Raw genomic sequence first — 25200 nt, 5'->3', positions numbered from 1 at the left:
GCCGTCGTCCCCCGAAAGGTCCGCCACCCTTTCGGGCTGAGCATCGAAACCTAAACGGTTTTGCGAGCACTCATGCCTGTCACCTGCGCTTTTGCCGGTCCACACTGACGGAAGCCGGGCCCTGTGACGCCCAACCTGCGTCGCCTGCCGGCACCCGGGACGCGCCGGTGAGCACCACCTCCACCCGCCTGCCGCCCCCACCTCACCTCTGTGCTGCACGAAGGAGCCTCTGATGCTCGACACCCTCGGAACGGCCCGCACGGCCGGACCCGGACGGCGGGGCCGGCGCGTGACGCGCGCCCTGCTGGGCGCGCTCGCCACCGCGGTGCTCGCGGCCGGCGGTGTGGCCGCGGCCGCGCCCGCCACGGCGGCCACGATCACCACGAACCAGACCGGCACCAGCGGTGGCTACTGGTTCTCGTTCTGGACCGACAGCCCCGGCACCGTGTCCTCCGGCATGAACGACGGCGGCAACTACACGACGCAGTGGCAGAACACCGGCAACTTCGTCATCGGCAAGGGCTGGCAGACCGGCACCGGCCGCGCCGTGTCCTACTCCGGCCAGTTCAACCCCTCGGGCAACGCCTACCTGACGCTGTACGGGTGGACCAACGGACCGCTCGTCGAGTACTACATCGTCGACTCGTGGGGCACCTACCGCCCGACCGGCACGTTCAAGGGCACCGTCACCTCCGACGGCGGCACCTACGACATCTACGAGACGACCCGCGTCAACGCCCCGTCCATCGAGGGCAACAGCTCCACGTTCAAGCAGTTCTGGTCCGTGCGGCAGTCCAAGCGCGTCGGCGGCACCATCACCGCCCAGAACCACTTCGACGCGTGGGCGTCCAAGGGCATGCAGCTCGGCCGGCAGAACTACCAGATCATGGCCACCGAGGGCTACCAGTCCTCCGGCTCGTCCAACATCACGGTCTCCGAGGGCACCGCCGGCGGCGGCAACAACGGGGGCGGCAACACGGGCGGCAACACCGGGGGGAACACCGGCGGCGGGACGTCCAGCGGCTGCACGGTCACGGCGACGAAGGCCGAGTCCTGGTCCGACCGCTTCAACGTCACCTACACCGTCTCCGGCGCGTCGAGCTGGTCGGTCACCGTCAACCCCGGCTCGGGCCAGTCGATCCAGAGCTCGTGGAACGCCACCCGCTCGGGCAACACCTTCACCTCGGCAGGCAACAACAGCTTCGGCGTGACGTACTACTCCGGCGGCAACAGCAGCACCCCGTCGGCCACCTGCACGGCGGCCGGGGGCAGCACCGGGGGGAACACCGGTGGCGACACGGGTGGGAACACCGGAGGGAACACCGGTGGCAACACGGGTGGCAACACCGGTGGCGGCACGCCCCAGAGCTGCTCCGCCGGCTACGTCGCCCTGACGTTCGACGACGGCCCCAACACCGGCACGACGAACCAGATCATCAGCGCGCTGCGGGCCGCCAACGCGACCGCCACCGTCTTCCCGACCGGCTCGAACGCGCAGAACAACCCCTCTCTCATGCAGGCCTACAAGAACGCCGGCCTGCAGATCGGCAACCACAGCTGGGACCACCCGCACCTGGTGAACATGAGCCAGAGCGACGTCCAGTCGCAGCTGTCGCGCACGCAGCAGGCGATCCAGAGCACCGCCGGCGTCACGCCGACGGTCTTCCGACCGCCGTACGGCGAGGTCAACGGCACGGTCAACAACGTCGCTGCGGGTCTCGGCCTGCGCGTCGTGACGTGGGACGTCGACTCGAACGACTGGAACAACGCCTCGTCGTCGAGCATCCGGCAGGCCGCCTCGCGCCTGACGAACGGCCAGACGATCCTCATGCACGACTGGCCGGCGGCCACCGTGCAGGCGCTGCCCGGCATCCTGCAGGACCTGGCGTCGCGCAACCTGTGCACCGGGCACATCTCGGCGTCGACGGGCCGGGCGGTCGCCCCGACGACGACCGGTGGGAACACCGGCGGTGACACGGGCGGCAACACCGGCGGGAACACCGGCGGCAACACCGGCGGCACGTGCACCGTGACGGCGACGAAGGCCGAGTCCTGGTCCGACCGCTTCAACGTCACCTACACCGTCTCCGGCGCGTCGAGCTGGTCGGTCACCGTCAACCCCGGCTCGGGCCAGTCGATCCAGAGCTCCTGGAACGCCACCCGCTCGGGCAACACGTTCACCTCGGCAGGCAACAACAGCTTCGGCGTGACGTACTACTCCGGCGGCAACAGCAGCACCCCGTCGGCCACCTGCACGGCTCGCTGACGACGCACGACACCGACCGGGCCGTCCTCCCACCGCGGAGGGCGGCCCGGTCCGCGTCCCGGCCCCCGCCCCGTCCAGTTCCCCCGACCGACCAGTGGCCACCGGAGTCGGGCTGTGGCCCACCGCGTGAGCAGCCCTGTGACGCGAGCACAGCACCCAGCCCCACGCGCCCTGCCCGACGGTCGAAAACACCGGGACCCTGCTCCCCGCCGTCGCTACGGTCGGCGGATGGACCAGCGGACGCTCGACGCGCGCATCCAGCGCTACTACGGCGGGGACTTCCACGAGGCCGCGCGACTGACCACCGGCGCGGTCGGCCGCGCCGAGCTCGCACGCGTCCGCGAGCTGGTGTCCGCCCGCCTGGAGCCGGGCTCCCGCGTGCTCGACGTGGGTGGTGGAGCCGGGGCGCACGCGACGTGGCTCGCCGCCGCCGGGCACGCGGTCACCCTCGTCGACCCGGTGCCGTCCCACGTGGAGGCCGCGCGCACCGTCGGCACGTTCACGGCCGAGGTGGGCGACGCCCGGGCGCTGACCGTCGCCGACGGGTCGTTCGACGCCGTCCTGCTGGCGGGTCCGCTGTACCACCTGGTGACGCGCGAGGACCGGCTGCTCGCGCTGCGGGAGGCGGCCCGCGTGCTGCGTCCGGACGGACGCGTGTTCGCCGTGGCCATCTCGCGGACGATCGCCGCGCTCGACGCCGTCCTGCGACGCCGCTTCACCGACCTGCCCGCACAGGCGCTGGTCCGGCTCCTGGAGACCGGCGACGTGGCCGACGAGATCCGCAACCCGGAGGGCGAGTTCCCCGGCGGCCACTTCCACACCGCCGACGAGCTGGCCGACGAGCTGGCCGCCGCAGGTTTCCGCGACCCGTGGGTGACGGGTGTCGAGGGTCCCGGCAGCATCGCGCTCGAGCTCTCCCGTCCCCACGACGACGCGGTCGAGGCCGCCCTGCTCCTCGCGCGACAGGCCGAGGGTGAGCGCGAGGCCGCCGACGTCTCCAGCCACCTGCTCGGCGTCGCCACCCGCTGACCGGGCGTCGGCTCGGACGCACCGGACGTGCGGGTCGCCGTCCGCTAGCGTCGTGCGCAGCCGCCGAGAGGACCAGTGATGTACGTCCCCGTGTTCAACGCCGTCGAGGACGCCACCGAGATCCGTGGGCTCGTCGCCGCGGCCGGCAGCGCCGAGCTGGTGACCGTCGGACCCGACGGCTACCCGACCTCGACGCTGCTGCCGGTGGTCTGGGACGGCGACCGGCTGGTGCTCCACATGGCGCGCGCGAACCCGCAGTGGCGGACCATCGGCGACGACGCACCCGCCCTGGCGGTCGTCACCGGACCGCAGGCCTACGTGTCCCCGTCCTGGTACCCGAGCAAGGCGGAGCACGGCCGCGTGGTCCCGACGTGGAACTACTCGGCCGTGCACCTCACCGGCCGAGCCCGTGTGCACACGGACCCGGCATGGCTGCACGACGCGGTCTCGGCGCTCACGGACCGCCACGAGACCGGCCGGCCGGACCGCTGGCAGGTCACGGACGCCCCCGAGGTCTTCGTCGAGAAGCAGCTGCGGGCGATCGTCGGCATCGAGCTCCTGGTCGAGCGCGTCGAGGCCAAGGCGAAGCTCAGCCAGAACCGCTCGGCCGCGGACCACGCGGGCGTCGTCGCCGGCCTGGCCACGCAGGACGACGCCCAGGCGTCCGCCGTCGCGCACGCGATGCGCACCCACACCCCCCGCACCTGACACCACCCCGGCCGCGAGAGGTCGATCGAGCAACGCGTGGTGTCCGACCTGTCCGCTTCGGTACGTTCGGGCCGTGCTCCGCGCCGCAACCCTTGCTGACCTCCCTGCCGTCCAGCGCCTGTACGGGACGCTCCACCCCGACGAGCCACCCGTCGCGCCGGCAGAGGCCCGCGGCATCCTGCAGCGCATCATCGACGCCCCGGGCACCGACGTGCTGGTCCTCGAGCACGAGGGGGTCGCCGTCGCGACGGCCTGCCTGGTCGTCGTGCCCAATCTCTCGCGCGGGGGACGACCCTGGGCGGTCGTCGAGAACGTCGCCGTCGACGCGACCGTGCAGCGGCGCGGTCACGGCCGGCGTCTGGTCGGCGACGCACTGCAGCGCGCGTGGGACGCCGGCTGCTACAAGGTCATGCTGCAGACGGCAGCCACCGGCGAGGACGTCCACGCCTTCTACCGGGCGTGCGGGCTGACGTCGCGGACCAAGACCGCGTTCACGGCGTACGCCCCGGGGTTCTCCGTCGTGGGAGCGGCATTGTGAGCGCGCCGCAGGACAGGTGGAACCACAACCTCCACTACCACCCGCTCGTCCTCGACGCGGTCCCGGCGCACGCGCGCACGGCGCTCGACGTGGGCACGGGTGACGGGCTGCTCGCCGCTGATCTGCGCCGCCGCGTACCGCAGGTGGTCGGCATCGACCTGGACGCGGACGTGCTGACCCGCGCCCGGGCGGCGGGCGACGACATCGCGTGGATGCACGGCGACGCGCTGCAGGCACCGTTCCCGGCCGGGGCGTTCGACGTCGTCGCGTCCGTCGCGGTCCTGCACCACCTGCCCGACCTCGCCGACGGCCTGCGACGCCTGTCGACGCTGGTCGCGCCCGGCGGCGTGCTCGTCGACGTCGGGATGGCCCGGTCGGTCGGCTGGCGGGACGCCCCCTGGGAGCTCGCCGGGGTCGCGCAGCACCAGGTGCTCCGCCGCACCCGGACCTACTGGGAGCACACCGCACCGATGCTCTGGCCGCCCCCGCACACCTACGCGGAGGTGCGGGAGATCGTGCGGGAGGTGCTGCCGGGCGCGCGCTGGCGGCGGCTGCCGCTGTGGCGGTACGCAGTCGTGTGGACGAAGACCCGATGACCGGTTGAGGAGTGCCCGAAGCGTTTCGGGCACTGCTCTGGCGCGTGCTGTATCGCTACATTCGCCGGACCCGTGAACGTTCACCGACCCCATGGCCACGCGCGTCCGGCAACGTCGCCGACGCACCGGCAGGGAGGAACCCCCGTGCGACTGCGAACCCCGACCACACGGCTGAGGGCCGTGCTCGCGGCCTGCGCCGCGGCACTCGTCCTCGGCGGCATCGCCGGACCGGCGACGGCCCTGCCCGCGCCCGCCGCCCCGGGCGGCGCCCTGCCCGCGGCCGTCACCGCCGGCTGCGGCAGCGCCCCGCGCCTGTCCACCGGCAACCACACGATCACCAGCAGCGGGCAGTCCCGTCAGTTCCGGCTCGACGTGCCCGCCAACTACGACCCGAACAAGGCGTACCGCCTCGTTCTCGGGATCCACTGGTGGCACGGCACGTCCCAGGACGTCGTCAACGAGAACTTCTACGGCCTGAAGCCGCTGGCGAACAACAGCACGATCTTCGTCGCGCCCCAGGGCATCGACAACGCGTGGCCGAACTCCGGCGGGCGTGACGTCACGTTCATCGACGACATCCTGCGGACCGTCGAGGCCGCCCTGTGCGTCGACACCACGCAGCGGTTCTCCACCGGGTTCAGCTACGGCGGCGGCATGAGCAACGCGCTGGCCTGCGCCCGCGCCGACGTCTTCCGCGCCGTCGCCGTGCTCAACGGCGCGCAGCTGTCCGGCTGCGAGGGCGGCACGCAGCCCATCGCGTACCTCGGCTCGCACGGGGTCGTGGACAGCGTCCTCAACATCTCGCAGGGCCGGGCGCTGCGGGACCGTGCGCTGCGGAACAACGGCTGCCAGGCGCAGAACGCACCCGAGCCCGTCGGCAACAGCGGCCAGGCGCACACCAAGACCACGTACCAGTGCCGCGAGGGCTACCCCGTCGTGTGGATCGCCAACGACAGCGACCACCAGTGGGCCGCCGTCGACCGCGGCAAGCAGCAGTCGCACGTGCCGGGCGAGATCTGGCAGTTCTTCACGTCGCTGCGCTCGACGACGTCGACGCCCACCCCGACGCCGACGCCCACGGTCACCCCGACGCCCACCCCCACGCCGACGCCGACGGTCACCCCGACCCCCGGCCCGACGACCACACCGACGCCCGGCCCCACGACGCCGCCGCCGGCGGGTGCCTGCACCGCGACGTACACCACCGTCAACAGCTGGCCCGGCGGGTTCCAGGGTGAGGTCACCGTGCGTACCGGTGCCGCGACCAGCGGCTGGAGCGTGAGCTGGCGGACCGCCGGCGAGCGCGTCGAGCAGCTGTGGAGCGGCACGCTCGCCCCGCAGGGCGACCTCGTGGTGGTCCGCAACGCCGCCTGGAACGGCTCGCTCCCGGCCGGCGGGACCACGACCTTCGGGTTCATCGCCACCGGCAGCCCGTCCAGCCCGACGCTGAGCTGCACCACGTCCTGACGTCCCACCGCACGTCCCGCCCGGCGCTTCCGCGACTGCCGGGCGGGATCCGGCCCCGGTGTCCGGGGCGCGGCGGGTCGCGCCGACCTGGTGACGCGGCGCGGCCCGCCGACAGCACGTCCGACCACGGTCGCGGGGACCGGCCCGTGCTGCGCACGCAGCGCGGCCGCTCCCCGCGACCGTCGCACGTCAGGGCACGTCAGGGCACGTCAGGGCACGTCAGGGCAGGTCAGGGCGCCGTCAGCGCGACGCCCGCCGCCGCGGCCCCGACACAGGCCAGCAGCATGCCCAGCGCGTGCAGCACGGCCGCCGACCGGCGGCCCGCCAGCAGCAGCCGCGCAGCCTCCACGCTCGCGGTGCTGAACGTGGAGTAGCCGCCCAGCAGGCCCGTGCCGAGCACCGCGAGCAGGCCGTCCCGGCCGGGGCGGCCCAGTGCCCAGCCGGTGAGCAGCCCCAGCAGCAGGCAGGCGGTCACGTTGACGACGGCCGTCCCCACGGGCACGGACGTCCGGGCACGGCGGGCCACCGCGGTGTCGACGACGAAGCGCGCGGCCGCGCCGAGACCACCCGCGAGCGCGAGCACGACGATCACGCGTCGCCCCGCCCACCGGTGCCCGGTGCGCCGGCCGGCGCGCCGGCCGACCGCGTGCGTCGGCCCGTGAGCACCAGACCCGCGGCGGCCGCCGCCACGCCCGCCACGACGCTCACGAGCGCGTACGCGACGCCGACGACGTGCCCGCCGGCGACCAGCGTCTGCACCTCCACGGCGAACGTGCTGTACGTCGTGAACCCGCCGAGCACACCGGTGCCCACGCCCAGCCGTACCGCCCGTCGGCGCCCCGCGTCGGGGCCGCGCTGCAGCACGCCCAGCAGCACGCCGAGCAGCAGCGAGCCGACCACGTTGACCGCCCACGTCGTCCAGGGCCACCCGCCGGGCGCCGCGGGCACGGCCTGGGCCAGGGCGGCCCGGACCAGCACGCCGACGCTGCCCCCGGCGGCGACCAGGGCGACCGCACCTGGGGTCGGCGGCGCGTGGGTCGGCGGCGCGGGGACCGGGACACCCGCAGGCGCCGCCGGTGTCACCGCTGCCACGGGGCGCGCGGGTCCTTCCAGTCCACGACGCGCAACGGCACCGTGAGCACGGGCCGGTGCTGGTGGTGGGCCAGGCGCAGCGCGATCGACCCGTCGACCAGCTCGCGCAGCCGCCCGGACCCGCTGCCCACGACGAACGCCGACGCGTCGACCGCCCGGGCCAGGTGGGTCAGGGCGCGGTCGGGACGACCCGCCAGGTAGTGCACGCGCCAGACGACGTCCTGCCCGGTCAGGTGCTCGGCGGCGTGCGCGCGCAGCTCGTCGCGCGTGCGCCGCCAGGCGTCGTCCGCACCGGCGGGCCGGATCGACATGTGCGCGACGGACCCGTCCGGGTACTCCTGCACCACGTACCGGGTCACGTCGACGTAGGCCAGGTGCAGGTGCGGGGCGCCGACCGCGCGCGCCCACGCCGCGGCGGTCCGCACGACCAGCGGGTCCTGCCCGGGGACGACGCCCACGACCAGGGGGTGCCCGGTGGGTTCGACCATCCGCTCGAGGGCGGGCTGGGGCACGGCACCGGTCTGCATGGCCACCCTTCCGCGGGCCGGGCCCGGCGTGTGCGTCTCGCGGCGCACGGCCGTCGGCCGCGCCGAGGGTGCGCGCGTCCGCCCCCCGCACGTCAGGGTAGCGGGGACGACCCGCCGCGAGGCGGGATCGGACCGGCAGGTGCGCAATCCCCTGGCCTGCGCGGGGCGCGGCCCCTACGGTCGGCGACCATGAGCGAGGACCTGCAGGGACGGACGGCCGTGGTCACCGGGGTGAGCCGCCGCCGGGGCATCGGGTACGCGGTCGCGTCACGCCTGGCGCGGGCGGGGGCGAGCGTGTTCGTCCAGCACTGGGCGCCGCACGACGCGGAGCAGCCGTGGGGTGCGGACGACGTCGACGCGGTGCTGGCCGGGCTGCGCGAGCAGCTCGTGCCGGGTGCGCGGCTGGGCGCGACGAGCCTGGACCTGGCGGCACCCACGGCGGGCCGGGAGCTGGTCGACCGGGCCGCGGACGCGCTGGGGCACCTGGACGTGCTGGTCTGCAACCACGCGCGCAGCGGCCATGACGGCCCGCTTGCGCAGCAGACCCCCGAGATGCTCGACGCCCACTGGGCGGTCAACACCCGCGCGACGATCCTGGCGACCCAGGCGTTCGCGGACCAGCACGACGGGCGTCCGGGCGGCCGGGTGGTGTGGATGACGTCGGGCCAGCTGCTGGGAGCCATGCCGTCCGAGATCGCCTACGCCGCGTCCAAGGCGGCGCTGGCCGGGCTGACGGCGTCGGTCGCGGACGACCTGATCGGGCGGGGCATCGTCCTCAACACCGTGAACCCCGGCCCGGTGAACACCGGCTACCTCGACGTCGACACCGCCGACCGGCCGCCGGAGGTCCTCGAGGCGGTCCTCGCGCACTTCCCCGGCGGCCGGTTCGGCGAGCCGGACGACCCGGCACGGCTCATCGCGTGGCTGGTGTCCGACGCGGGCCGCTGGGTCGTCGGCCAGGTGCTGTCCACGGAGGGCGGCTTCCGCCGCTGGTGAGGCGCCGCCCGTCACGCGCGGCGAGCGGGTGATCCTGCCACCCGCTCGATGGGCAAAACCCCCCAAATCTGGACACGGGCGCCGCGCGGGCCGAGGGTGGGCGGATGGCCCCGACGACGCGCACCGGCACGGCCGACGTCGTCGTGCGCACCACCGCGGGGCTGTTCCTCGTCGGCGGCGGCGCGGCGGCGCTCCTGGCCGTCGACGTGGTGCGCAGCGGGGACCCGCGCGGCGGGATGCTGCTGGCCGTCGCGGTCGCGGCGGCGCTCACGGGCACGGTCCTGCTCGTGGTCCGTCCGCACATCCCGCGGCGCACGCTGGGGGCCACCCTGCTCGTCGGTGCGGCGACGCTCGGCGTCGGCACCGCGCTCGCGCCCACGCCGACGCTGGCGCTGGCGTCCGCGTCGCTCGCCATGCTGCTGGGGGTCGAGTCGACCCTGTTCCTCCGACGCCGCGACGCGTGGGCGGTCGTCGGGTTCGCCTCCGCGTGGCAGGTGGTGCCGCTGCTGGTGGTGCACGACCTGCCGGTCCTGGTCTGCGCGTCGTACGTCGCGCTGTGGTGCGGGGTGGCCGGCGTCGTGGGCGTGCTGGGGCAGCACGCGTCCACCGCCGGCGTCGACGCGCTGACGGGACTGCCCGACCGCCGCGCGTGGGACGCGGCCCTCGAGCAGGCGATCGACCGGCACGAGCGCCGGGGCATGCCGCTGTCGCTGGTGCTGCTCGACCTCGACCACTTCAAGCGCGTCAACGACGAGCACGGGCACGCGGTGGGCGACGAGCTGCTGCGCGGCGCCGCGGACGCGTGGCGCGGGCTCGACGTCCCTGGCATGGTGCTGGGCCGCCGCGGCGGCGACGAGTTCGCGGTGCTGCTGCCGGGACGGACGGGCGAGGAGGCGGTCACCCTGGCGGACCGGCTGTGCGCCGCCGCACCGACCGCCGCGTCCTGCGGCGTCGCCGAGCACGCGGAGGGCGAGACGGCCGCCGAGGTGCTGCGCCGCACCGACGCGGCGCTGTACGCGGCCAAGGCCGCGGGCCGGGGCCGCACCGTCCTCTCGGAGCGCCAGCCCCACCGGCTGGTCGACGACCTCGCCGCCGCGCTCGCGGCACGCGCGCTGCACGTCGAGCTGCAGCCCGTGGTCGACCTGGCCTCCGGGGCGGTGACCGGGGTGGAGGCGCTGGCCCGGTGGGACCACCCCCGCCTGGGGCGGGTGCCGCCCGCGGACTTCGTGACCGCCGCGGAGGACGGCGGCCTCATCGACGACCTCGGGGCTGCGGTGCTCGCCCTCGCCTGCGCCGACGGGCGGGTGCTCGAGACGGCGTGGGGGCGGCAGGTGCTGCTGGGCGTCAACGTGTCGGGGCACGAGCTCGTCGGGCAGGGCTACGCGGACCGCGTCCTGCGGGTCCTGCAGGACGCCGGGCGGCCGGCCGACCGGCTCGTGCTCGAGGTGACGGAGAGCGTCGTGGAGGCGTCCGGGCCCGCCGCGCAGCGTGCGCTGACGACGCTGCGCGAGCACGGCGTGCGCATCGCGATCGACGACTTCGGCACCGGCTTCTCGTCCCTCAGCCGGCTCGACGAGCTGCCGGCGGACCTCCTCAAGCTCGACCGTGCGTTCCTCACGACGCTGACCACGTCACCACGGCGCCAGGTGCTGGTGCGTGAGCTGCTGCACCTGTGCGAGGAACTCGACATCGTCGTCGTCGCGGAGGGCGTCGAGACCGCGGAGCAGGCGAGCCTGCTGCAGGAGCTCGGGTGCCGCGCCGCGCAGGGCTACCGGTTCGCCCCGCCGCAGCCCGTCGCGGAGCTCGCGCGCGTGCCGTGGGGGCACCTCGTCCCGCCCTCCGGCAGCGCACCCCCGCCACGGGCGTGACGCGACCACCCCGGGCCCGACGCGACCCGGTCGCGACCTCCTCGCGACCTGACGTGGCCGGCGGTCAGTCGTCCGTCGCGTACGCGCGGGACTGCAGCGCCCACAGCGTGGCGTAGCGGCCGGCCGCGGCCACGAGCTCGTCGTGCGTGCCCTGCTCGACCACGCGGCCGCCCTCCAGGACGACGATGCGGTCCGCGAGGCGCACGGTGGACATCCGGTGCGTGACGAACAGCGTGACGCCGCCGACGCGTGCCGCGACGTCGGCCGCGACCGTGCGGTACGCGTCGACCAGCCGCTGCTCGGCCAGGGCGTCGAGCGCCGACGCGGGCTCGTCCAGCACCAGCAGCAGCGGGTCGGTCCGCATGAGCGTGCGGGCGAACCCGACACCCTGCCACTGCCCGCCGGACAGGTCCCGGCCGTCGGCGTAGCCCGTCCCGAGCACGCCGTCGTGGCCGACGTCGTCCGCGACCTGCGCGACGCCCGCACGGGCCACCGCCGCGGAGACGGCGGCCGGGGAGTCCACGTCGGCCAGGCGCCCGATCCCCACGCTGTGCTGCAGCGAGAGCTCGACGCGTGCGAGGTCCTGGAACAGCGCGGCGGTGCGCGCGCGCCAGGCCGCCGGCTCGACGTCGGCCAGGTCGACGTCCTCGACCACGACCCGGCCCGCCGTGGGCCGGTACAGGCCCGTCAGGAGCTTGAGCAGCGTGCTCTTGCCGGCGCCGTTCTCGCCGACGAGCGCCACCGACGTCCCGGCCGGCAGGTGCAGGTCGACGTCCGCCAGCGCGTCGACGTCGGCGTCGGGGTAGCGGAACGTCACGCCCTCGAGCCGGATGCCGTCGCCCGTGCGCGCGGGGGCCGGCACGCCGGTCGCCGGTGCGACGTCGCCCGCGACCTCCGCCTCGAAGGCGAGGAAGCGGCGCAGCCCGACGGCGGCGCGGTGCACCGAGCCGAGCAGCGCGATGCCGGTCGACATCTGCACGCTGAGCTGCGTGGCCAGGGTGACCGTCAGCACCACCTGGCCGGCGGTCGCCCGGCCCTGCGACGCGAGCAGGAAGACCCCCAGCACGGCGGCGACGTAGCCCAGCCCGAAGACCAGCTGGCCCCCGGTGCGCAGCAGCGCGTAGCGCACGTCGGCCCGGGTCATCGCGTCGTCGTACCGCTCCAGCAGCGCCCGCTGCCGGGCGAGCAGGAAGTCGGCACCGCCGCTGAGGCGGATCTCCTTCTGCGACGCGGGGCTCGTGGCCAGCCGGCGCAGGTGCCGGATGCCCCGGGTCGTCGGCGACTGCTGCTCGCGCACCTGCTCGAGGTCGGTCTCGGCGCGACGGCCCAGCAGCACGGGCACGACCGCCACGACCGCCAGCAGCAGCAGCCACGGGGACACGGTGCTCAGGACGACGGCGGTGAGCAGCACCTGCACGGCGGTCGCACCCAGCTGCAGCCCGGACTGCACCGTCGCACGCATCTGCATGACGTCCTGGCGCAGCAGGTCGACCCGGTCGGCGAAGGCCGGGTCGTCCGTGCGGTCGAGGTGGTCGGTGCCGTTGACGAGGCGGACGAGGTCGCGGTTGAACCGCTCCTCGGTCAGCTCCGCGAGCGCGAAGTACGACAGGTGCGCGAAGTGCCCGAGCATGAGCTCGCCGGTCAGCGCGAGGCCGGCGACCAGCGCCCAGACGGTGGCGGCCGTCCCGGCGCCGTCGAGCACCGCGTCCACGACGCGCCCGGCGGCGACCGCGACCAGGGGCGTGGCCACCGACCCGGCGAGCAGCAGGCCGCCTCCGACGAGCAGCCGGCGCCGGTCGAGCCGCCACGCGATCGCCAGCAGCCGGCCGAGGCAGAACAGGACGTCCGTCACGGCGTCTCCCCCTCGGTACGGGCGGGCACGCCGCCGGACGCGGGCCCGGGTGGGGCGGCGCCGGCCGCGGCGAACCGCCGGGCCTGCACCTCGAACATCCGGGCGTAGTCGCCACCGCGGGCGACGAGCTCGTCGTGCGTGCCCGCCTCGGTGACCCGGCCCCCGTCGAGCACGACGATCCGGTCCGCACGGCGCACGGTGGAGAACCGGTGCGAGATCACCAGGCTCGTCACGCCGCGGGTCAGGTCGAGGAACGTGTCGTAGAACTCCGCCTCGCCGCGGGCGTCGAGCTGCGCGGTGGGCTCGTCGAGCACCAGCACACCGGCGCCGTGGCGCACCGCGAACAGCGAGCGGGCCAGCGCGACGCGCTGCCACTGCCCGCCGGACAGGTCGCGGCCGCCCGGCACGGCACGCGTCAGCGGGGTGTCGAGGCCCTGCGGCAACCCGTCCAGCCACGCCCCCAGGCCCACGCGCCGCAGCTCGGCCGTCACCCCGGCGTCGTCGTCCAGGTGGTCGATCGCGCCCATGGCCACGTTCTCACGCAGCGTCAGCTCGTACCGCAGGAAGTCCTGGAACGTCGCCGCGAACGTCCGCTGCCACGCCTCGGGGTCCACGCCGCGCAGGTCCGTGCCGTCGACCAGGACGGACCCCGCGTCGGGTGTGTACATGCCGGTCAGCACCTTGACGAGCGTCGTCTTGCCGGCGCCGTTGACGCCCACCAGGGCCGTGGACGTGCCGACAGGCAGCTCGAGGTCGAGACCGTCGAGGACCGGCCGGTCCGGGCGGTAGCCGAAGCGCACGTCGCGCAGCGCGATCTCCCGGTCCGGGCGGACCACCTGCCCGCCGCCGGCGGGGGTGCCGGTGCGCCGGGCGGCGTCCTCGAGCTCGAGCATGGCCTCCCACGCCCCGCGGCCGTAGACGAGCTTCACGTCCGACTCCGGGAAGATCACGCCGAACCGGCCGCACAGGGCGACGGCCTGCACGGCGATGCTCACCGCGGCGACGTCCGCGCCGGTGCGTGCCACGAGCAGGAGCGCCACCACCGAGCCCACCGCGGCGACCAGCGCGTACACGGCGAAGGGCACGCCGTAGACCTGGCGGCGCAGTCGCCACGTCGGGTCGAGCACCGCGCGGTTCTCCGCGACGTACCGGTCCTCCAGCCAGCCGGCGAGGCCCAGCACGCGGATCTCCTTGGCCGCCCGGGTCCCGGTCGCCAGCTCCCGGACGTACGTGACGCGCCGCCGCAGCGGACCGAACGACCGGATCAGCCCGCCCCACCGGAAGAACCCCTCCGTCTGCCCGAGGCGCGCGACCAGCGCCACCACGAGCGCCGCGAGCGCGGGCCACGGCCCGACCACCACGGCCAGCAGCGTGACCGCACCGACCAGCTGCACGTACCGGGCCGTCAGGGCCAGCGCGCCCTCGAGCGCCGCCCCGGGCGTGAGCGTCCACTGCTCGAACGCCTCCTCGGCCTGCGCCAGCCGGTCGGCGACGTCGGGTCGCTCCAGCCCGGCGAGCGTCGCGCCGTGGAACGCGAACGACGTCAGCCGCTCGATGCAGGCCGCGTCGACCCGGCGCTGCACCTTGCGGGACAGGACGAGCTGCACGGGCGCGAGCAGCTGCTGCACGACGAACGCCACGAGCGCGGTCGCCAGCCAGGGCGTCGCCGGCTCCCCCGTCACGACGCGCTGCAGCGCGTACCCCGTCCCCGCCATGAACGCGACCGGAGCGGCGCCGGCCACCACGTGCACCGCGAGCGTGAGCGCCACCAGGCCGCTCCCGGCGTACGGCAGGAGACGCCGCAGGTGCGCGGCCGCCTCGCGGCGCTGGCGCCACCGGCGGCCCAGCCCGCGCAGGGTCGGTCGGACCTCGTCGGTCGTCGTCACGTGCACCCCTGCCCTCGGACGGCCCCCACCGCACGCGAACCTAGGGCCTCGACCCTCCGCCCGACAACGCCTTCGCGTCCTCCCTTCCCCCGCGAGGTCAGAACGCGGTGATCGGCAGGGCGCGCTCGCGGCGGGTGAGGGCGGCGACCACGCGCGCCTGGCCGTGCCGGGCGACCGCGAGCCGGACCAGCAGGTCACGGACGGGGTCGAAGACCTCCGGGGGGAACGTGGGGGTGGCGACGTCGACGCTGACCGCCAGGTCGTCGGCGTGCACGACGACCTCCAGCAGCCGGGTCAGCAGGAAGTCCTCACGCCGCATGGCCCACCCCGCCCACGGGACGGGCACGACGTCGGGCGCGGTGCCGTCGGTCAGCACCCGGCGCACGACCTCACGCTGCGCGGCCACCCGGTCGTGCAGCGCCTGCGGGCCCGCGGCGGCGGCCTGCTCGTCGGCGCTGCGGTCGTTGACCGGGTCCTCCGGAGCGGCCGTCGGCCAGGCGGAGCGGGCGTAGTGCTCGTCGGCGTCCGCCAGGACCGGCAGGTCGCCGGGCTCCAGCGCGAGGACCTGCGCCACGCGCACCACCTGGTTGCCCAGGTGGACCGCGAGCGCACCGACGCTCATCCGCGGCAGGGCGCTGGGCTCGGACCACCGTGCCGCGACCTCGGGCCGGGCGACCAGGACGAGGGCCGTGTCCGCGGCCGAGAGGAACGCGTCGTCGCGGGGCGTCATCCGGGCAGTGTGGCAGCGGGTGCGGCACGTCGGAAGGCCGGACGGCGCCCATGCCCCCCGGGCGCGGAGAATTCGCGCGACCCGGGACGCAGGGCCCTGCCATGCTCCCGGCCATGGACCACGACGCCGTCGCCCCCGCCCGCCTGACGCCCGAGCGCCTGACGCCCCAGCGCACCGACCCGCCGCTCGCGGGGGACGAGGCGCAGACCCTGCTGGGCTTCCTCGACTACCACCGCCGCACGCTGCTGCTCAAGGTCGACGGCCTGGACGCCGACGCGCTGCGCCGCACCCTGCCGCCCTCGACCCTGACGCTCGGCGGGCTGCTGAAGCACCTGGCGATGGTCGAGGACAACTGGTTCTCGCACGTCTGGCTCGACGAGCAGCTCGAGCCGTGGGCGTCGGCGCCCTGGGACGTGGACCACGACTGGGAGCTCACGAGCGCCGCGCAGGACTCCCCGGAGGAGCTGCGGGCGCTGTGGGACGCAGCCGTGGCGCGCTCGCAGCGCACGGTCGAAGCCGCGCTGGCCGCCGGGGGCCTGGACCAGGCGGCGCGGCGCCGGCAACGGCACAGCGGGCAGGCGATCTCCCTGCGCTGGATCCTCGTCCACATGATCGAGGAGTACGCCCGCCACAACGGGCACGCCGACCTGCTGCGCGAGTCGGTCGACGGCGTCACCGGCGAGTGAGTGTCGGTGGCGCGCGGCAGCATGGTGCCGTGGCCGACGACCTGCCGGAGCTGCTGCTCCCCGACGCGAGCGCGTGGCGTGCGTGGCTCGCGGAGCACCACACGGACCCCACCGGGGTCTGGCTCGTCCTGCACAAGAAGGGCGGCGACGTCACGACGCTGACGTACGTGCAGGCGGTCGAGGAGGCGCTGTGCTTCGGCTGGATCGACGGCCAGGCCCGCCGCCGCGACGAGCACAGCTCGTTCCAGCGGATGACGCCGCGGCGCCCGCGCAGCGCCTGGTCGGCGGTCAACGTGGAGCGCGTGGCGCGGCTCGAGGCCGAGGGTCGCATGCACGACGCGGGCCGCGCGCAGGTGGCCGCCGCGCGTTCCGACGGGCGCTGGGACGCGGCCTACCGGGGGCCTGCCACGATCGAGGTGCCGGACGACCTCGCGGCCGCGCTCGACGCCGTCCCGGTGGCGCGCGCCTGGTTCGACGTGCTGACGTCGGGCAACCGCTACTCGATCCTGTACCGCGTGGGCGAGGCCAAACGGCCCGAGACCCGCGCCCGCCGCATCGCGACGTTCGTCGAGGACCTCGCGCACGGCCGCACGCCAGGGCCGCAGAAGCGGCGGCCGGACGGGACCTGACGCCGGTGACGTCCCCCGGTAACGTCCGGCCGATGACGCCCGACGACGAGACCGTCCGCCCCTCGCAGGACGCGCCCGGCCTCGACACCACCCGCTACCGGTTCACGACCGACCGGGCCGACGTCGACCGCGCGACGGTGCACCGCTGGTTGTCCGAGCGCTCCTACTGGGCACGCGGGCGCACCCGCGCGGTGCAGGACGCCGCGATCGACGGGTCGCTGTGCTTCGGGGTCCTCGAGCGGGCGTCGGGGCGGCAGGTCGCGTTCGCCCGTGTCGTCACCGACGGGGCGGCCTTCGCGTGGCTGTGCGACGTGTTCGTCGACGAGGCGGAGCGCGGCAACGGGATCGGCACGGCGCTCGTCGCCGGCACCGTCGCGCACCTGGTGGCCATGGACCTTCCCCGGGTCGTCCTGGCCACCGCCGACGCGCACGGCCTGTACCAGCGGTTCGGGTTCGCCCCCGTGGAGCCGGGGAGGTACATGGCGCTGCTGCGGACCCCCGCGGCGCCGCCGCCCCCCGCGTGAGCGGTCACCGGCTCACGGATCCGTGGCCGCCACCAACGCGTCGAGCACCGGCTGCTGACCGGCCACCAGCAACGACCGGGCCTGCTCGACCGGGAACCACGCGGCCCGGTCGACCTCGGGGACGGCGAGGCGCCGCCCGGAGCGCGGGGGCCACTCGACCTGCGCGGTGCTGATGCCGGGGCGGGTCGTCAGGTCGGGGCACGCAGGGTCGTCGGGCGAACCGACGAGCGCCGCCGGCACCTCGACCGCCAGCACGTGCACGACCTTGCCGGAGGTGTAGCGGAACGCTCCCAGGTCCACGGTCGGCAGGTCCGGGGGCGGCACGCCCAGCTCCTCGCGGAACTCCCGGCGTGCCGCGGCCTCGACGTCCTCACCCGGCTCGACGACGCCCTTGGGCACCGACCACGCCCGCTCGTCCTTGCGCGCCCAGAAGGGGCCGCCCATGTGGGCGATCAGCACGTGCGCCGACGCGCCGCGGCCGTGGTGCAGCAGCAGCCCCGCGCTGGTCACGGGCACGGGCGCACCTGCCGTCCTGGTCGGTGGTGGGCGGGTCGGGGCGGTCAGGAGGCGAGCACCCCGGCGCCGCGGGACACGAGCGCCGCGTCGACCTCGCGCAGGAACGCGTCCAGGTCCTCAGGGGTGCGCGACGTGACCAGCGTGAAGCCCGCCGCGTCGTCGCTGACGACCTCCGCGTCGACCCAGGTGCCCCCGGCGTTGCGCACGTCCGTGGTGAGCGAGGGGTACGACGTCAGGCGCTTGCCGCCGACGAGGCCGGCCTCGACCAGCAGCCACGGCCCGTGGCAGATGGCGGCGACGGGCCGCCCCGAGGACGCGAAGGTCTTGACCATGCTCACGGCCTCGTCCTGCAGGCGCAGGCTGTCGGCGTTGAGGGTGCCCCCGGGGATCAGCAGGAGGTCGTAGGCGTCGGGGTCGACCGTGCCGAGGGTGAGGGTCGGCTGGACCGTGCGTCCGGGGTCCTTGTCGCCGACGAGCGTCTCGATCGGGGCGTCGTCGACGGCGGCGACGTCGACGGTCGCGCCGGCGCCGCGCAGGTGCTCCACGGGCACGACGAGCTCGTCCTGCTCCACGCCGTAGTTGGTGACGACGGCCAGCACGCGGCGGCCGCTGAGGTCCGCGTCGGACATGGGTGCCTCCTCGGGAGTGGGGTGCGCCCGGGGTGGCCGGGCGTCTGCCACCGTAGGCACGCGCCACGGCGCCCGCACCCGGAGCCGCCCGCACGCCGTGCGCCCTCGACGTGCCGCACGCACACTCGACGAGGGGGGTGCGACTGCCGGCCGCGCGCCCCGTCAGTGCTCACCCGCGACGCCGCACCGCACGGTCGGTGGACGCCGCGTCCCGACGCGCAGGCAGGACACGCCCATGAGCGGCACCACGCACCCCCCGACGGGCACGGGCGAACCGGAGTTCGTGCTGTCCCGGGGCACGGTCTACGTCATCTTCAGCGCCCTGCTCGCCGCCATGTTCCTGTCCGCCCTGGACCAGTCCGTGGTGAGCACGGCGCTGCCCACCATCGTCGGCGACCTGGGCGCGGCCGACCGTGAGGGCTGGATCGTCACCGCGTACCTGCTGGCGATCGCCGTCGTGATGCCCGTGTACGGCAAGGTCGGCGACCTGTGGGGTCGGCGGACCCCGTTCCTCGTCGCGCTGGTGCTGTTCCTCGTCGGGTCGACGGGCTCGGCGCTCGCCGGGTCCTTCACGGAGCTGGTGGTGTGGCGGTCCCTGCAGGGCCTGGGCGCCGGCGGCCTGGTCATCCTCAGCCAGGCGATCATCGCCGACATCGTCTCCGCCCGTGACCGCGGCAAGTTCATGGGGCCGATCGGCGCGGTGTTCGGGGTGGCCACGGTGATCGGCCCGCTGCTGGGCGGCTGGTTCACGGACGGCCCGGGGTGGCGGTGGTGCTTCTGGCTCAACGTGCCCGTGGCCCTGGTGGCGCTGGGCATCGCGTGGTTCCGGCTGCGGCTGCCGACGCGCCGGGCGACGACGCGCCTCGACGTCCTCGGCGCCGTGCTGCTGACCCTGACGACCTCGGGGATCGTCTTCCTGACCAGCTGGAGCACGATCTCGTCCGACCGCCGGTACGACTGGAGCAACCCGGCGCTGTGGGGCCTGGTGGTGGTGACCGTCGTCGCGCTGATCGCCTTCCTGGTGGCGGAGTCCCGCGCGGCCGACCCGCTGATCCCCCTGCACCTGTTCCGCAGCCGCACGTTCACCGTCTCGGTGACCATCGCCCTGCTGTTCGGCATGACGATGTTCGCGGCGCTGTCGTTCCTGCCGACGTTCCTGCAGATGGCGCGCGGCTCCACCGCGACGGACGCCGGGCTGATGATGCTGCCGATGACCGTGGGCCTGATGATCACGGCGCTCGGCTCGGGTTTCCTCATCACGCAGCGCGGGCGGTACAAGCCGTACCCGATCATCGGCATGGGCATCGCGACGATCGGGCTGGCGTGGCTCACGCAGCTGACGCCCGACATCTCGATGGTGACGTTCGGCGCCATGATCTTCGTCCTCGGGCTCGGCCTCGGGTTCGTGATGCAGACGATCGTCATCGCGGTGCAGAACTCGGTGTCCCCCGACCTGGTGGGCGTCGCGACGTCGACCAACAACTTCCTGCGGGAGATCGGCGCGGCCGTCGGCACCAGCGTGTTCTCCACCGTCTTCACCGCCCGCCTGGCGACGCAGCTCGGTGACGCGCTGCGCGACGCGCCCCCCGGGGACGTGCCGCAGGGGTTCGGTGCGCAGTCCCTCACCCCGGACGCGGTGCGCGAGCTTCCGGCGGCGCTGCGCGACGTCGTCGTCGACGCGTACTCCCAGGCCCTCGCGCCCGCGTTCTGGTACCTGGTGCCGCTCGCCGTGCTGGGGTTCGTCGTCGCGTTCCTCATGAAGGAGGTCGCGCTGTCCGACAAGTCGGGGCTGGAGGCCCGCGGGATGGCACGGGTGGAGTAGCGCGCGGGGTGTCGAATCCGGTGGTCCTCGCGCGTCGTGGGCGTGCCGGGCACAGTGGGTGCCCGAGGACGCGCTGGAGGACACCATGACGACGCCGACGACGTACCTGATGCTGCTGTGGGGCGACCCCGACGCGCTGCTCGACCCCCGGGCCGCGTACGCGGCGCACGAGAGGTTCGAGGCCGACTGCGCCGCGCAGGGCCACGAGGTCCTGCTGGCCAAGGAGCTCGCCGACGCGGCGACCGCGCGGACCCTGACCGTCGGCGGGAGGCCGACCGACGGCCCGTACGCCGAGACCACCGAGCAGCTCGGCGGCCTCTACCGGATCCGCACCGCGGACCCCGAGGGCCTGCTGCGGCTCGCCGCACCGCTGGTCACCCACGACGGCGGCACCCTCGAGCTGCGCCCGGAGGTGCTGCACGACGACGGGGCGGCCGAGGGCCCCACCGCCTCAGGTGACGCTCCCCTGCACCTCGTGCTGCTGCGGGGCGACCCCGCCGGGGCGTTCGACCTCGACGCGGTGCTCGCCGCCCACGACGCGTTCGTGACCGCGTGCGAGCAGCAGGGGCACCGGGTGGTCGGCGGTGAGGAGCTCGGGCCGCACACCTCGGCGCGGTTGGTCCGCATGACCCCCGTCGGGCAGCCGGTCCTCTGCGACGGCCCGTACACCGAGACCACCGAGCAGCTGGGCGGGTACTACCTGGTGCGGACGCACGACCCGGACGCGCTGCTGCGGCTCGCCGCGCCGCTCGTCGAGGCCGAGGGCCGCGGCACGGTCGAGGTGCGCGGCATGGTGCACGACGCGGCGCCGGTCGCAGGATGACGGCGCTGTCGAATCCGCACCTGCTCGCGCGTCATGGAGACGAGCGGGCACAGTGGGCGCCCCCGACGACGGAGGTCGCACGATGACGAGCACACCGCACACCTGGACCCTGCTGCTGTGGGGCGACCCCGACGCCTGCCTGGACCTGGGTGCGTCCTACGCGGCGCACGAGCGGTTCGCCGCCGACTGCGCCGCGCACGGCCACGAGATCCTCGGGGGTGAGGAGCTGGCGAGCCCGACCGCCGGACGCCTGCTGCGCGTCGGTGCGGACGGGCCGGAGCTGAGCGACGGCCCGTTCGCGGAGCTCACCGAGCAGCTCGGCGGGTTCTACCTGATCCGCACGGCCGACCCGGACGGTCTGCTGCACCTGGCCGCCGGACTGCTGGAGAACGACCCCGGGACCATCGAGCTGCGCCCCGTGGGCGGGCAGGACGCGCAGGCGGCACCGACCGCCGACGCCGCGTCGGTGGCGTCGTGAAGCTCGTCGTCCTCGTCTACGAGGACGAGGAGACGTACCGCAGCGCGGACGCCGAGGGCCGCGCCCGGTACTTCCGGGGTCACGAGGCGTTCGCGCGGGAGGCGCCGGGCGTCGGGGTGACGATCCTCGCGTGCGAGGCGCTCGCCGGGGTGGCGCACGCCCGCACCGTGCGGCACGTCGGCGACGCCACCGAGGTCACCGACGGGCCGTTCGCGGAGACCACCGAGCAGCTCGGCGGCTTCTACCTGGTCGAGGCGCCGGACGTGCCCACGCTCGAGGGCCTGGTGCGGCTGCTGCCGGAGACGACGCACGAGATCCGGGAGTGCGTGGAGCCGTGACGCCTGGTCCGACCCCGCCGCCGCGCCCGCCTGCCGGACCACCGGCCGGCGGGCCGGCGGCGGGCGACGTCCCGCACGCCCTGGGCGACGCGTGGCGCGCGCACTGGTCGCACGTCGTCGCGCTGCTCGTCGCGCAGTTCGGCAGCCCCGACCTGGCCGAGGACGCCGCGGGCGACGCGTTCGAGGCCGCCGCCCGCACCTGGCCGCGCGACGGCGTGCCGGCCAACCCCGGTGCGTGGCTGCTGACGGCCGCGCGCCGGCGGGTGCTGGACCGGCTGCGGTCGCAGGCGGTCCACCGGCGCAAGGAGCCGCTCATGGTGGTCGACGACGAGATGCGCGCGCTGGCGGCCGCGACGCACGACCCCGGCGCGCACGTCGCCGACGAGCAGCTGCGCCTGGTCCTGGCGTGCTGCCACCCGGCCCTCGCCCCGGCCGACCGGGTGGCCATGACGCTGCGGTTCGTCGTGGGGCTGGGGACGGCCGACATCGCGCGGCTGCAGCTGGTGCAGCACACCGCGATGTCCGCGCGCCTGACCCGGGCCAAGAAGCGGCTGGCCGCGACGGGCGTGCCGTTCGTCGTGCCGCCGCCCGGGCAGCTCGCGGAACGGCTCGACGCGGTGAGCACCGTGCTCTACCTGCTGTTCACCGCCGGGTACCAGCCCGCCGACGTGCCCGGTGGGCTGCGCGTGGACCTGGCCGACGAGGCCGTGCGCCTGACGCGCGAGCTGGACCGGCTGCTGGGCGGGTCGCCGCGGGTGCACGCCCTGCTCGCCCTGATGCTGCTGCAGCACTCGCGCCGCGACGCGCGGCTGGACGACGACGGCCGCCTGGTGCTGCTGCCCGACCAGGACCGCAGCCGCTGGCACCACGACGACATCGCCGAGGCGGTGGGCCTGCTCAGAGCCCTGCCCCCGCTGGACGGCCTGGCGGAGGACCACCGGCTGCAGGCGCTCGCGGCGGCCGAGCACGCCACCGCACCGACCGCCGCGGACACCCGGTGGGACGTGGTGGCGCGCCTCTACGCCGTGCTCGAGACCCGCACGGGCTCCCCGGTGGTGCGCCTCGCGCGGGCCGTGGCCGTGGCGGAGGCCGCCGGCCCGGAGGCGGGGCTCGCGGTGCTCGACGGCCTGGGCGACGCCCTCGCGCACCATCACCGGCTGCCCGCTGTGCGCGGCGAGCTGCTGCTGCGCGCCGGCCGGGGCCGGCAGGCGGTCGACGCGCTCGAGCGGGCGCTCGCCCTCGTGCCGGACACCGCCGAGCGCCACCACCTGGAGACGCGGCTCGCGCAGGCCCGCGACCTCGCCGACGGGCAGGCCCGCGACCCGGGGCACCGCGGCTGACGGGACCGGCCCGGCCCCCCGCCCCGGTCCTGCGTCTCCCCCGCCGCGGGGTGCGGCGCGTGGCCCCGTGCGGGGTCACCGCACGCGCGGTCCCTCGCGCGCCCGGCGCCGGACGGCCAGGTGGGTCCGTGCGGACATGCCGCGCAACCCACCGACGTCCCGCGCGCGCATGACCAGCGCGGCGACGTCCTTCCCGAGCTCGGGCAGGTCCGCCTGCGGGTCGACCTGCAGCGTGCTGACCAGCACGTCCCGGCCGCGCTCCCGGTCGAGCTGCGCGCGCGCCCCGACGACCCCCGGCAGCCGCCGCGCCTCCTGCGCGACGTGCCCGGCCAGCGCCGCGGCGTCCAGGGTGAGCCGGCCCGACCCGTCCGACCCGCTGAGAGCGAGCGTGCGGACACGCGGGGTGCGCAGGTGCGCCAGCAGCCACCACAGCGCGAGCAGTCCGAGCAGCACACCGCTGACCGTCGCCACACCGCCGAACCACGACCGGTCCACCACCTCGTCGGCCCGCCCGGCGTCCAGCGCGCTGGGCGTCCGCGACCACCAGTCACCGAGCAGCCCGGACCACCACAGCACGGCCGCCACCCCGGCCGCGAGCAGCACGAGCCCGACGAGCAGCGCAGCCGCCCGGTTCACGGCCCGCACGCCGCGCGTCACCGGACACCCCCCGGGTCGGTGCTGCGTCGCGTGCGGACCACGACCCGCGGCGCCTTCGCCAGGGCCGAGAGCCGCTCGGACACGGCGGCCCGGATCAGGCCCTCGAGCCCGGGCCCGCCGTCGGTCGTCGCCCGGACCGTCACGGCCCGCCGGCCCCAGGTGCTCGTGACCTCGAGGACCCCGTCGACCTGGGCGGCGGCCCCGGACGCGAGCCTCGCCACGTCCTGACCCAGCAGGTACTGCCCCCCGCCCGCGGCGAGCGGCAGCCCCGGGCGACGGCGACGGCGCAGCGCGATGACCACGAGGCGCAGCCCGACCAGACCGACGAGCACCCCGATCAGCGCGACCTCCCAGGTCGGCCGGATGTCGCCGACGGCGTCCGCGGCACTGAGCACCCACGAGCCGCCGTCGAGCACGCGCAGCGCCACGAGCCCGTCGTGCATCAGCACGACCGCGAGGCCCAGGGCGACCAGCGCGAGCACGACGCCCACCCACGCCACGGCGCCCGCGGGCCGCGGTGCCGCGAGCGGGACCGGGTCGGGGGCGGCCGCGGCCGGGACCTCCGTCACCGGCGGCCACGACGTCGGAGCCGGGTCCTCGGCCCGCCGGCGTGCACGGGCACGTCGCGAGTCGGCCGTCGCGCTCACCGCACACGCTCCGTGACGACGCGTGCGGGGTCGGTGACTGCCACGACCCGGACGTCGACGCGATCGGTCCGCACCCCCGCGAACCGCGTCACCGCGTCACCGACCGCCTCCCGTACCCGGCGCGCGGTCGTGACGGCCGATGCGGGCCAGGCGATGGCGACGTCCACCTCGACCTGCGCACGCGTCCCGCGCGTCCGCGCGGTCGCGGCGGGCAGGTCCCGCCCGAGCAGGCCGGACGACGTGCTCGCGACGCCGGGCACCCGGGCGGCGGCCGCCACCGCGACCTTCTGCACGACCCGGTCCGCCACGTCGAGCGCACCGCGTCGCGCCGGGTCCTCGGCGACGTCCGCGGGTGCGGCGGCACCCGGCGGCGCCGTGTCAGCCACGACGGCCCCCCGTCAGGGCGGCCAGGTCGATCCGGCCCTCGACGACGGCGCCCACCACCCACCCGACGGCGCCGAGCACCACGGCGAGCAGGAAGCCGTTGAAACCGCCGATGATCGCCGCGAGGGCCAGCAGCAGACCGGTCAGCAGACCGGCCAGGGACAGGGACATG

Annotated in this window: 28 protein-coding genes; 16 read left to right on the top strand and 12 right to left on the bottom strand. The window is 75.5% G+C overall.

Annotated elements, in window-relative coordinates:
• Nucleotides 1–232: 232 nt before the first annotated feature.
• The 6 genes from KG103_RS19095 to KG103_RS01260 all read left to right on the top strand — a co-directional run bounded on the left by KG103_RS19095 (nt 233) and on the right by KG103_RS01260 (nt 6604).
• Nucleotides 233–2266, top strand: a complete 2034-nt coding sequence (locus KG103_RS19095) for a glycoside hydrolase family 11 protein (protein ID WP_207340277.1) — start codon at nt 233–235, stop codon at nt 2264–2266.
• A gap of 228 nt (nt 2267–2494) precedes the next feature.
• Nucleotides 2495–3295 carry a class I SAM-dependent methyltransferase gene (locus tag KG103_RS01280; RefSeq protein WP_207340276.1) on the top strand — a complete coding sequence of 267 codons (801 nt, stop codon included), beginning with the start codon at nt 2495–2497 and terminating at the stop codon, nt 3293–3295.
• 78 nt (nt 3296–3373) lie between these two features.
• Nucleotides 3374–4003, top strand: a complete 630-nt coding sequence (locus KG103_RS01275; RefSeq protein WP_207340275.1) for an FMN-binding negative transcriptional regulator — start codon at nt 3374–3376, stop codon at nt 4001–4003.
• A gap of 73 nt (nt 4004–4076) precedes the next feature.
• On the top strand, nt 4077–4541 hold the full coding sequence (locus tag KG103_RS01270; RefSeq protein ID WP_207340274.1) for a GNAT family N-acetyltransferase: 465 nt from the start codon (nt 4077–4079) through the stop codon (nt 4539–4541).
• Nucleotides 4538–5137 carry a class I SAM-dependent methyltransferase gene (locus KG103_RS01265; RefSeq protein ID WP_249670689.1) on the top strand — a complete coding sequence of 200 codons (600 nt, stop codon included), beginning with the start codon at nt 4538–4540 and terminating at the stop codon, nt 5135–5137. The genes KG103_RS01270 and KG103_RS01265 overlap by 4 nt, the downstream gene beginning before the upstream one ends.
• 144 nt (nt 5138–5281) lie before the next feature.
• Nucleotides 5282–6604, top strand: coding sequence for a cellulose binding domain-containing protein (locus KG103_RS01260; protein ID WP_207340273.1), 1323 nt, complete (start codon nt 5282–5284; stop codon nt 6602–6604).
• A 229-nt stretch (nt 6605–6833) separates the two neighbouring features.
• Here the strand turns inward: KG103_RS01260 and KG103_RS01255 are convergent, their stop codons facing one another.
• The 3 genes from KG103_RS01255 to KG103_RS01245 are packed head-to-tail and all read right to left on the bottom strand — an operon-like array spanning nt 6834 to nt 8208.
• Nucleotides 6834–7196 carry a fluoride efflux transporter FluC gene (locus KG103_RS01255; protein ID WP_207340272.1) on the bottom strand — a complete coding sequence of 121 codons (363 nt, stop codon included), beginning with the start codon at nt 7194–7196 and terminating at the stop codon, nt 6834–6836.
• The gene (locus tag KG103_RS01250) at nt 7193–7696 is read right to left on the bottom strand and encodes a CrcB family protein (protein WP_249670688.1); all 504 of its coding nucleotides are present in this window, start codon (nt 7694–7696) and stop codon (nt 7193–7195) included. Before KG103_RS01250 ends, KG103_RS01255 begins: the two co-directional genes overlap by 4 nt.
• The gene (locus KG103_RS01245) at nt 7684–8208 is read right to left on the bottom strand and encodes a universal stress protein (protein ID WP_249670686.1); all 525 of its coding nucleotides are present in this window, start codon (nt 8206–8208) and stop codon (nt 7684–7686) included. The genes KG103_RS01250 and KG103_RS01245 overlap by 13 nt, the downstream gene beginning before the upstream one ends.
• 204 nt (nt 8209–8412) lie before the next feature.
• Between KG103_RS01245 and KG103_RS01240 the strand changes: the two genes are divergently transcribed.
• Nucleotides 8413–9219 (top strand): SDR family oxidoreductase, encoded by an 807-nt coding sequence (locus KG103_RS01240; protein WP_207340270.1) that lies wholly within the window; start codon nt 8413–8415, stop codon nt 9217–9219.
• 104 nt (nt 9220–9323) lie between these two features.
• A complete protein-coding gene (locus KG103_RS01235; RefSeq protein WP_207340269.1) occupies nt 9324–11087 on the top strand; it encodes a putative bifunctional diguanylate cyclase/phosphodiesterase in 1764 nt (587 codons plus the stop codon).
• 64 nt (nt 11088–11151) lie between these two features.
• Here the strand turns inward: KG103_RS01235 and KG103_RS01230 are convergent, their stop codons facing one another.
• From KG103_RS01230 to KG103_RS01220, 3 genes are all read right to left on the bottom strand, one after another.
• On the bottom strand, nt 11152–12939 hold the full coding sequence (locus KG103_RS01230; protein WP_207340268.1) for an ABC transporter ATP-binding protein: 1788 nt from the start codon (nt 12937–12939) through the stop codon (nt 11152–11154).
• Nucleotides 12936–14825: an ABC transporter ATP-binding protein gene (locus KG103_RS01225; RefSeq protein WP_207340267.1), complete on the bottom strand. Its 1890-nt coding sequence runs from the start codon at nt 14823–14825 to the stop codon at nt 12936–12938. The genes KG103_RS01230 and KG103_RS01225 overlap by 4 nt, the downstream gene beginning before the upstream one ends.
• A 97-nt stretch (nt 14826–14922) precedes the next feature.
• Nucleotides 14923–15555: a maleylpyruvate isomerase N-terminal domain-containing protein gene (locus KG103_RS01220; protein ID WP_207340266.1), complete on the bottom strand. Its 633-nt coding sequence runs from the start codon at nt 15553–15555 to the stop codon at nt 14923–14925.
• Nucleotides 15556–15668: 113 nt separating this feature from the next.
• On the opposite strand from KG103_RS01220, the gene KG103_RS01215 reads away from it, so the two are divergent.
• Genes KG103_RS01215 through KG103_RS01205 form a run of 3 tightly spaced genes read left to right on the top strand, consistent with a single transcriptional unit; the run spans nt 15669 to nt 17394 of the window.
• Entirely contained in the window at nt 15669–16241 is a 573-nt protein-coding gene (locus KG103_RS01215) for a DinB family protein (protein ID WP_207340265.1), read from the top strand.
• Nucleotides 16242–16270: 29 nt separating this feature from the next.
• A complete protein-coding gene (locus KG103_RS01210; protein WP_207340264.1) occupies nt 16271–16870 on the top strand; it encodes a YdeI/OmpD-associated family protein in 600 nt (199 codons plus the stop codon).
• 32 nt (nt 16871–16902) lie between these two features.
• Nucleotides 16903–17394, top strand: a complete 492-nt coding sequence (locus tag KG103_RS01205) for a GNAT family N-acetyltransferase (protein WP_207340263.1) — start codon at nt 16903–16905, stop codon at nt 17392–17394.
• 12 nt (nt 17395–17406) lie between these two features.
• Here KG103_RS01205 and KG103_RS01200 read toward each other — a convergent pair whose 3' ends face one another.
• Both KG103_RS01200 and KG103_RS01195 read right to left on the bottom strand, forming a co-directional pair.
• Nucleotides 17407–17910 carry an NUDIX hydrolase gene (locus tag KG103_RS01200; RefSeq protein ID WP_207340262.1) on the bottom strand — a complete coding sequence of 168 codons (504 nt, stop codon included), beginning with the start codon at nt 17908–17910 and terminating at the stop codon, nt 17407–17409.
• Nucleotides 17911–17954: 44 nt separating this feature from the next.
• On the bottom strand, nt 17955–18539 hold the full coding sequence (locus KG103_RS01195; RefSeq protein ID WP_207340261.1) for a type 1 glutamine amidotransferase domain-containing protein: 585 nt from the start codon (nt 18537–18539) through the stop codon (nt 17955–17957).
• A 235-nt stretch (nt 18540–18774) separates the two neighbouring features.
• Between KG103_RS01195 and KG103_RS01190 the strand changes: the two genes are divergently transcribed.
• The 5 genes from KG103_RS01190 (at nt 18775) to KG103_RS01170 (ending at nt 23340) form a co-directional block, all read left to right on the top strand.
• On the top strand, nt 18775–20361 hold the full coding sequence (locus tag KG103_RS01190) for an MDR family MFS transporter (protein WP_207340260.1): 1587 nt from the start codon (nt 18775–18777) through the stop codon (nt 20359–20361).
• 58 nt (nt 20362–20419) lie between these two features.
• Nucleotides 20420–21184 carry a YciI family protein gene (locus tag KG103_RS01185; protein WP_207340259.1) on the top strand — a complete coding sequence of 255 codons (765 nt, stop codon included), beginning with the start codon at nt 20420–20422 and terminating at the stop codon, nt 21182–21184.
• Nucleotides 21185–21266: 82 nt separating this feature from the next.
• A complete protein-coding gene (locus KG103_RS01180) occupies nt 21267–21662 on the top strand; it encodes a YciI family protein (protein ID WP_207340258.1) in 396 nt (131 codons plus the stop codon).
• Entirely contained in the window at nt 21659–22000 is a 342-nt protein-coding gene (locus tag KG103_RS01175) for a YciI family protein (RefSeq protein ID WP_207340257.1), read from the top strand. The genes KG103_RS01180 and KG103_RS01175 overlap by 4 nt, the downstream gene beginning before the upstream one ends.
• On the top strand, nt 21997–23340 hold the full coding sequence (locus KG103_RS01170) for an RNA polymerase sigma factor (protein ID WP_207340256.1): 1344 nt from the start codon (nt 21997–21999) through the stop codon (nt 23338–23340). The genes KG103_RS01175 and KG103_RS01170 overlap by 4 nt, the downstream gene beginning before the upstream one ends.
• 75 nt (nt 23341–23415) lie before the next feature.
• Here the strand turns inward: KG103_RS01170 and KG103_RS01165 are convergent, their stop codons facing one another.
• The 4 genes from KG103_RS01165 to KG103_RS01150 are packed head-to-tail and all read right to left on the bottom strand — an operon-like array spanning nt 23416 to nt 25199.
• Nucleotides 23416–23997 carry a hypothetical protein gene (locus KG103_RS01165; protein WP_207340255.1) on the bottom strand — a complete coding sequence of 194 codons (582 nt, stop codon included), beginning with the start codon at nt 23995–23997 and terminating at the stop codon, nt 23416–23418.
• Nucleotides 23994–24644: an Asp23/Gls24 family envelope stress response protein gene (locus KG103_RS01160; RefSeq protein ID WP_207340254.1), complete on the bottom strand. Its 651-nt coding sequence runs from the start codon at nt 24642–24644 to the stop codon at nt 23994–23996. The genes KG103_RS01165 and KG103_RS01160 overlap by 4 nt, the downstream gene beginning before the upstream one ends.
• Nucleotides 24641–25030: an Asp23/Gls24 family envelope stress response protein gene (locus KG103_RS01155; RefSeq protein ID WP_207340253.1), complete on the bottom strand. Its 390-nt coding sequence runs from the start codon at nt 25028–25030 to the stop codon at nt 24641–24643. Before KG103_RS01155 ends, KG103_RS01160 begins: the two co-directional genes overlap by 4 nt.
• Entirely contained in the window at nt 25023–25199 is a 177-nt protein-coding gene (locus KG103_RS01150; protein WP_207340252.1) for a DUF2273 domain-containing protein, read from the bottom strand. Before KG103_RS01150 ends, KG103_RS01155 begins: the two co-directional genes overlap by 8 nt.
• Nucleotide 25200 lies beyond the last annotated feature (1 nt).

This window comes from Cellulomonas wangleii, from assembly GCF_018388445.1.
Classification (GTDB): Bacteria; Actinomycetota; Actinomycetes; order Actinomycetales; family Cellulomonadaceae; genus Cellulomonas; species Cellulomonas wangleii.
This window is presented reverse-complemented; position numbering and strand designations above follow the sequence as displayed.

Coding starts and splice junctions, on each gene's coding strand:
- KG103_RS19095 (WP_207340277.1), top strand. CDS start 233: ATGCTCGACACCCTCGGAACGGCCCGCACGGCCGGACCCGGACGGCGG.
- KG103_RS01280 (WP_207340276.1), top strand. CDS start 2,495: ATGGACCAGCGGACGCTCGACGCGCGCATCCAGCGCTACTACGGCGGG.
- KG103_RS01275 (WP_207340275.1), top strand. CDS start 3,374: ATGTACGTCCCCGTGTTCAACGCCGTCGAGGACGCCACCGAGATCCGT.
- KG103_RS01240 (WP_207340270.1), top strand. CDS start 8,413: ATGAGCGAGGACCTGCAGGGACGGACGGCCGTGGTCACCGGGGTGAGC.
- KG103_RS01235 (WP_207340269.1), top strand. CDS start 9,324: ATGGCCCCGACGACGCGCACCGGCACGGCCGACGTCGTCGTGCGCACC.
- KG103_RS01220 (WP_207340266.1), bottom strand. CDS start 15,555: ATGACGCCCCGCGACGACGCGTTCCTCTCGGCCGCGGACACGGCCCTC.
- KG103_RS01215 (WP_207340265.1), top strand. CDS start 15,669: ATGGACCACGACGCCGTCGCCCCCGCCCGCCTGACGCCCGAGCGCCTG.
- KG103_RS01205 (WP_207340263.1), top strand. CDS start 16,903: ATGACGCCCGACGACGAGACCGTCCGCCCCTCGCAGGACGCGCCCGGC.
- KG103_RS01195 (WP_207340261.1), bottom strand. CDS start 18,539: ATGTCCGACGCGGACCTCAGCGGCCGCCGCGTGCTGGCCGTCGTCACC.
- KG103_RS01190 (WP_207340260.1), top strand. CDS start 18,775: ATGAGCGGCACCACGCACCCCCCGACGGGCACGGGCGAACCGGAGTTC.
- KG103_RS01180 (WP_207340258.1), top strand. CDS start 21,267: ATGACGAGCACACCGCACACCTGGACCCTGCTGCTGTGGGGCGACCCC.
- KG103_RS01150 (WP_207340252.1), bottom strand. CDS start 25,199: ATGTCCCTGTCCCTGGCCGGTCTGCTGACCGGTCTGCTGCTGGCCCTC.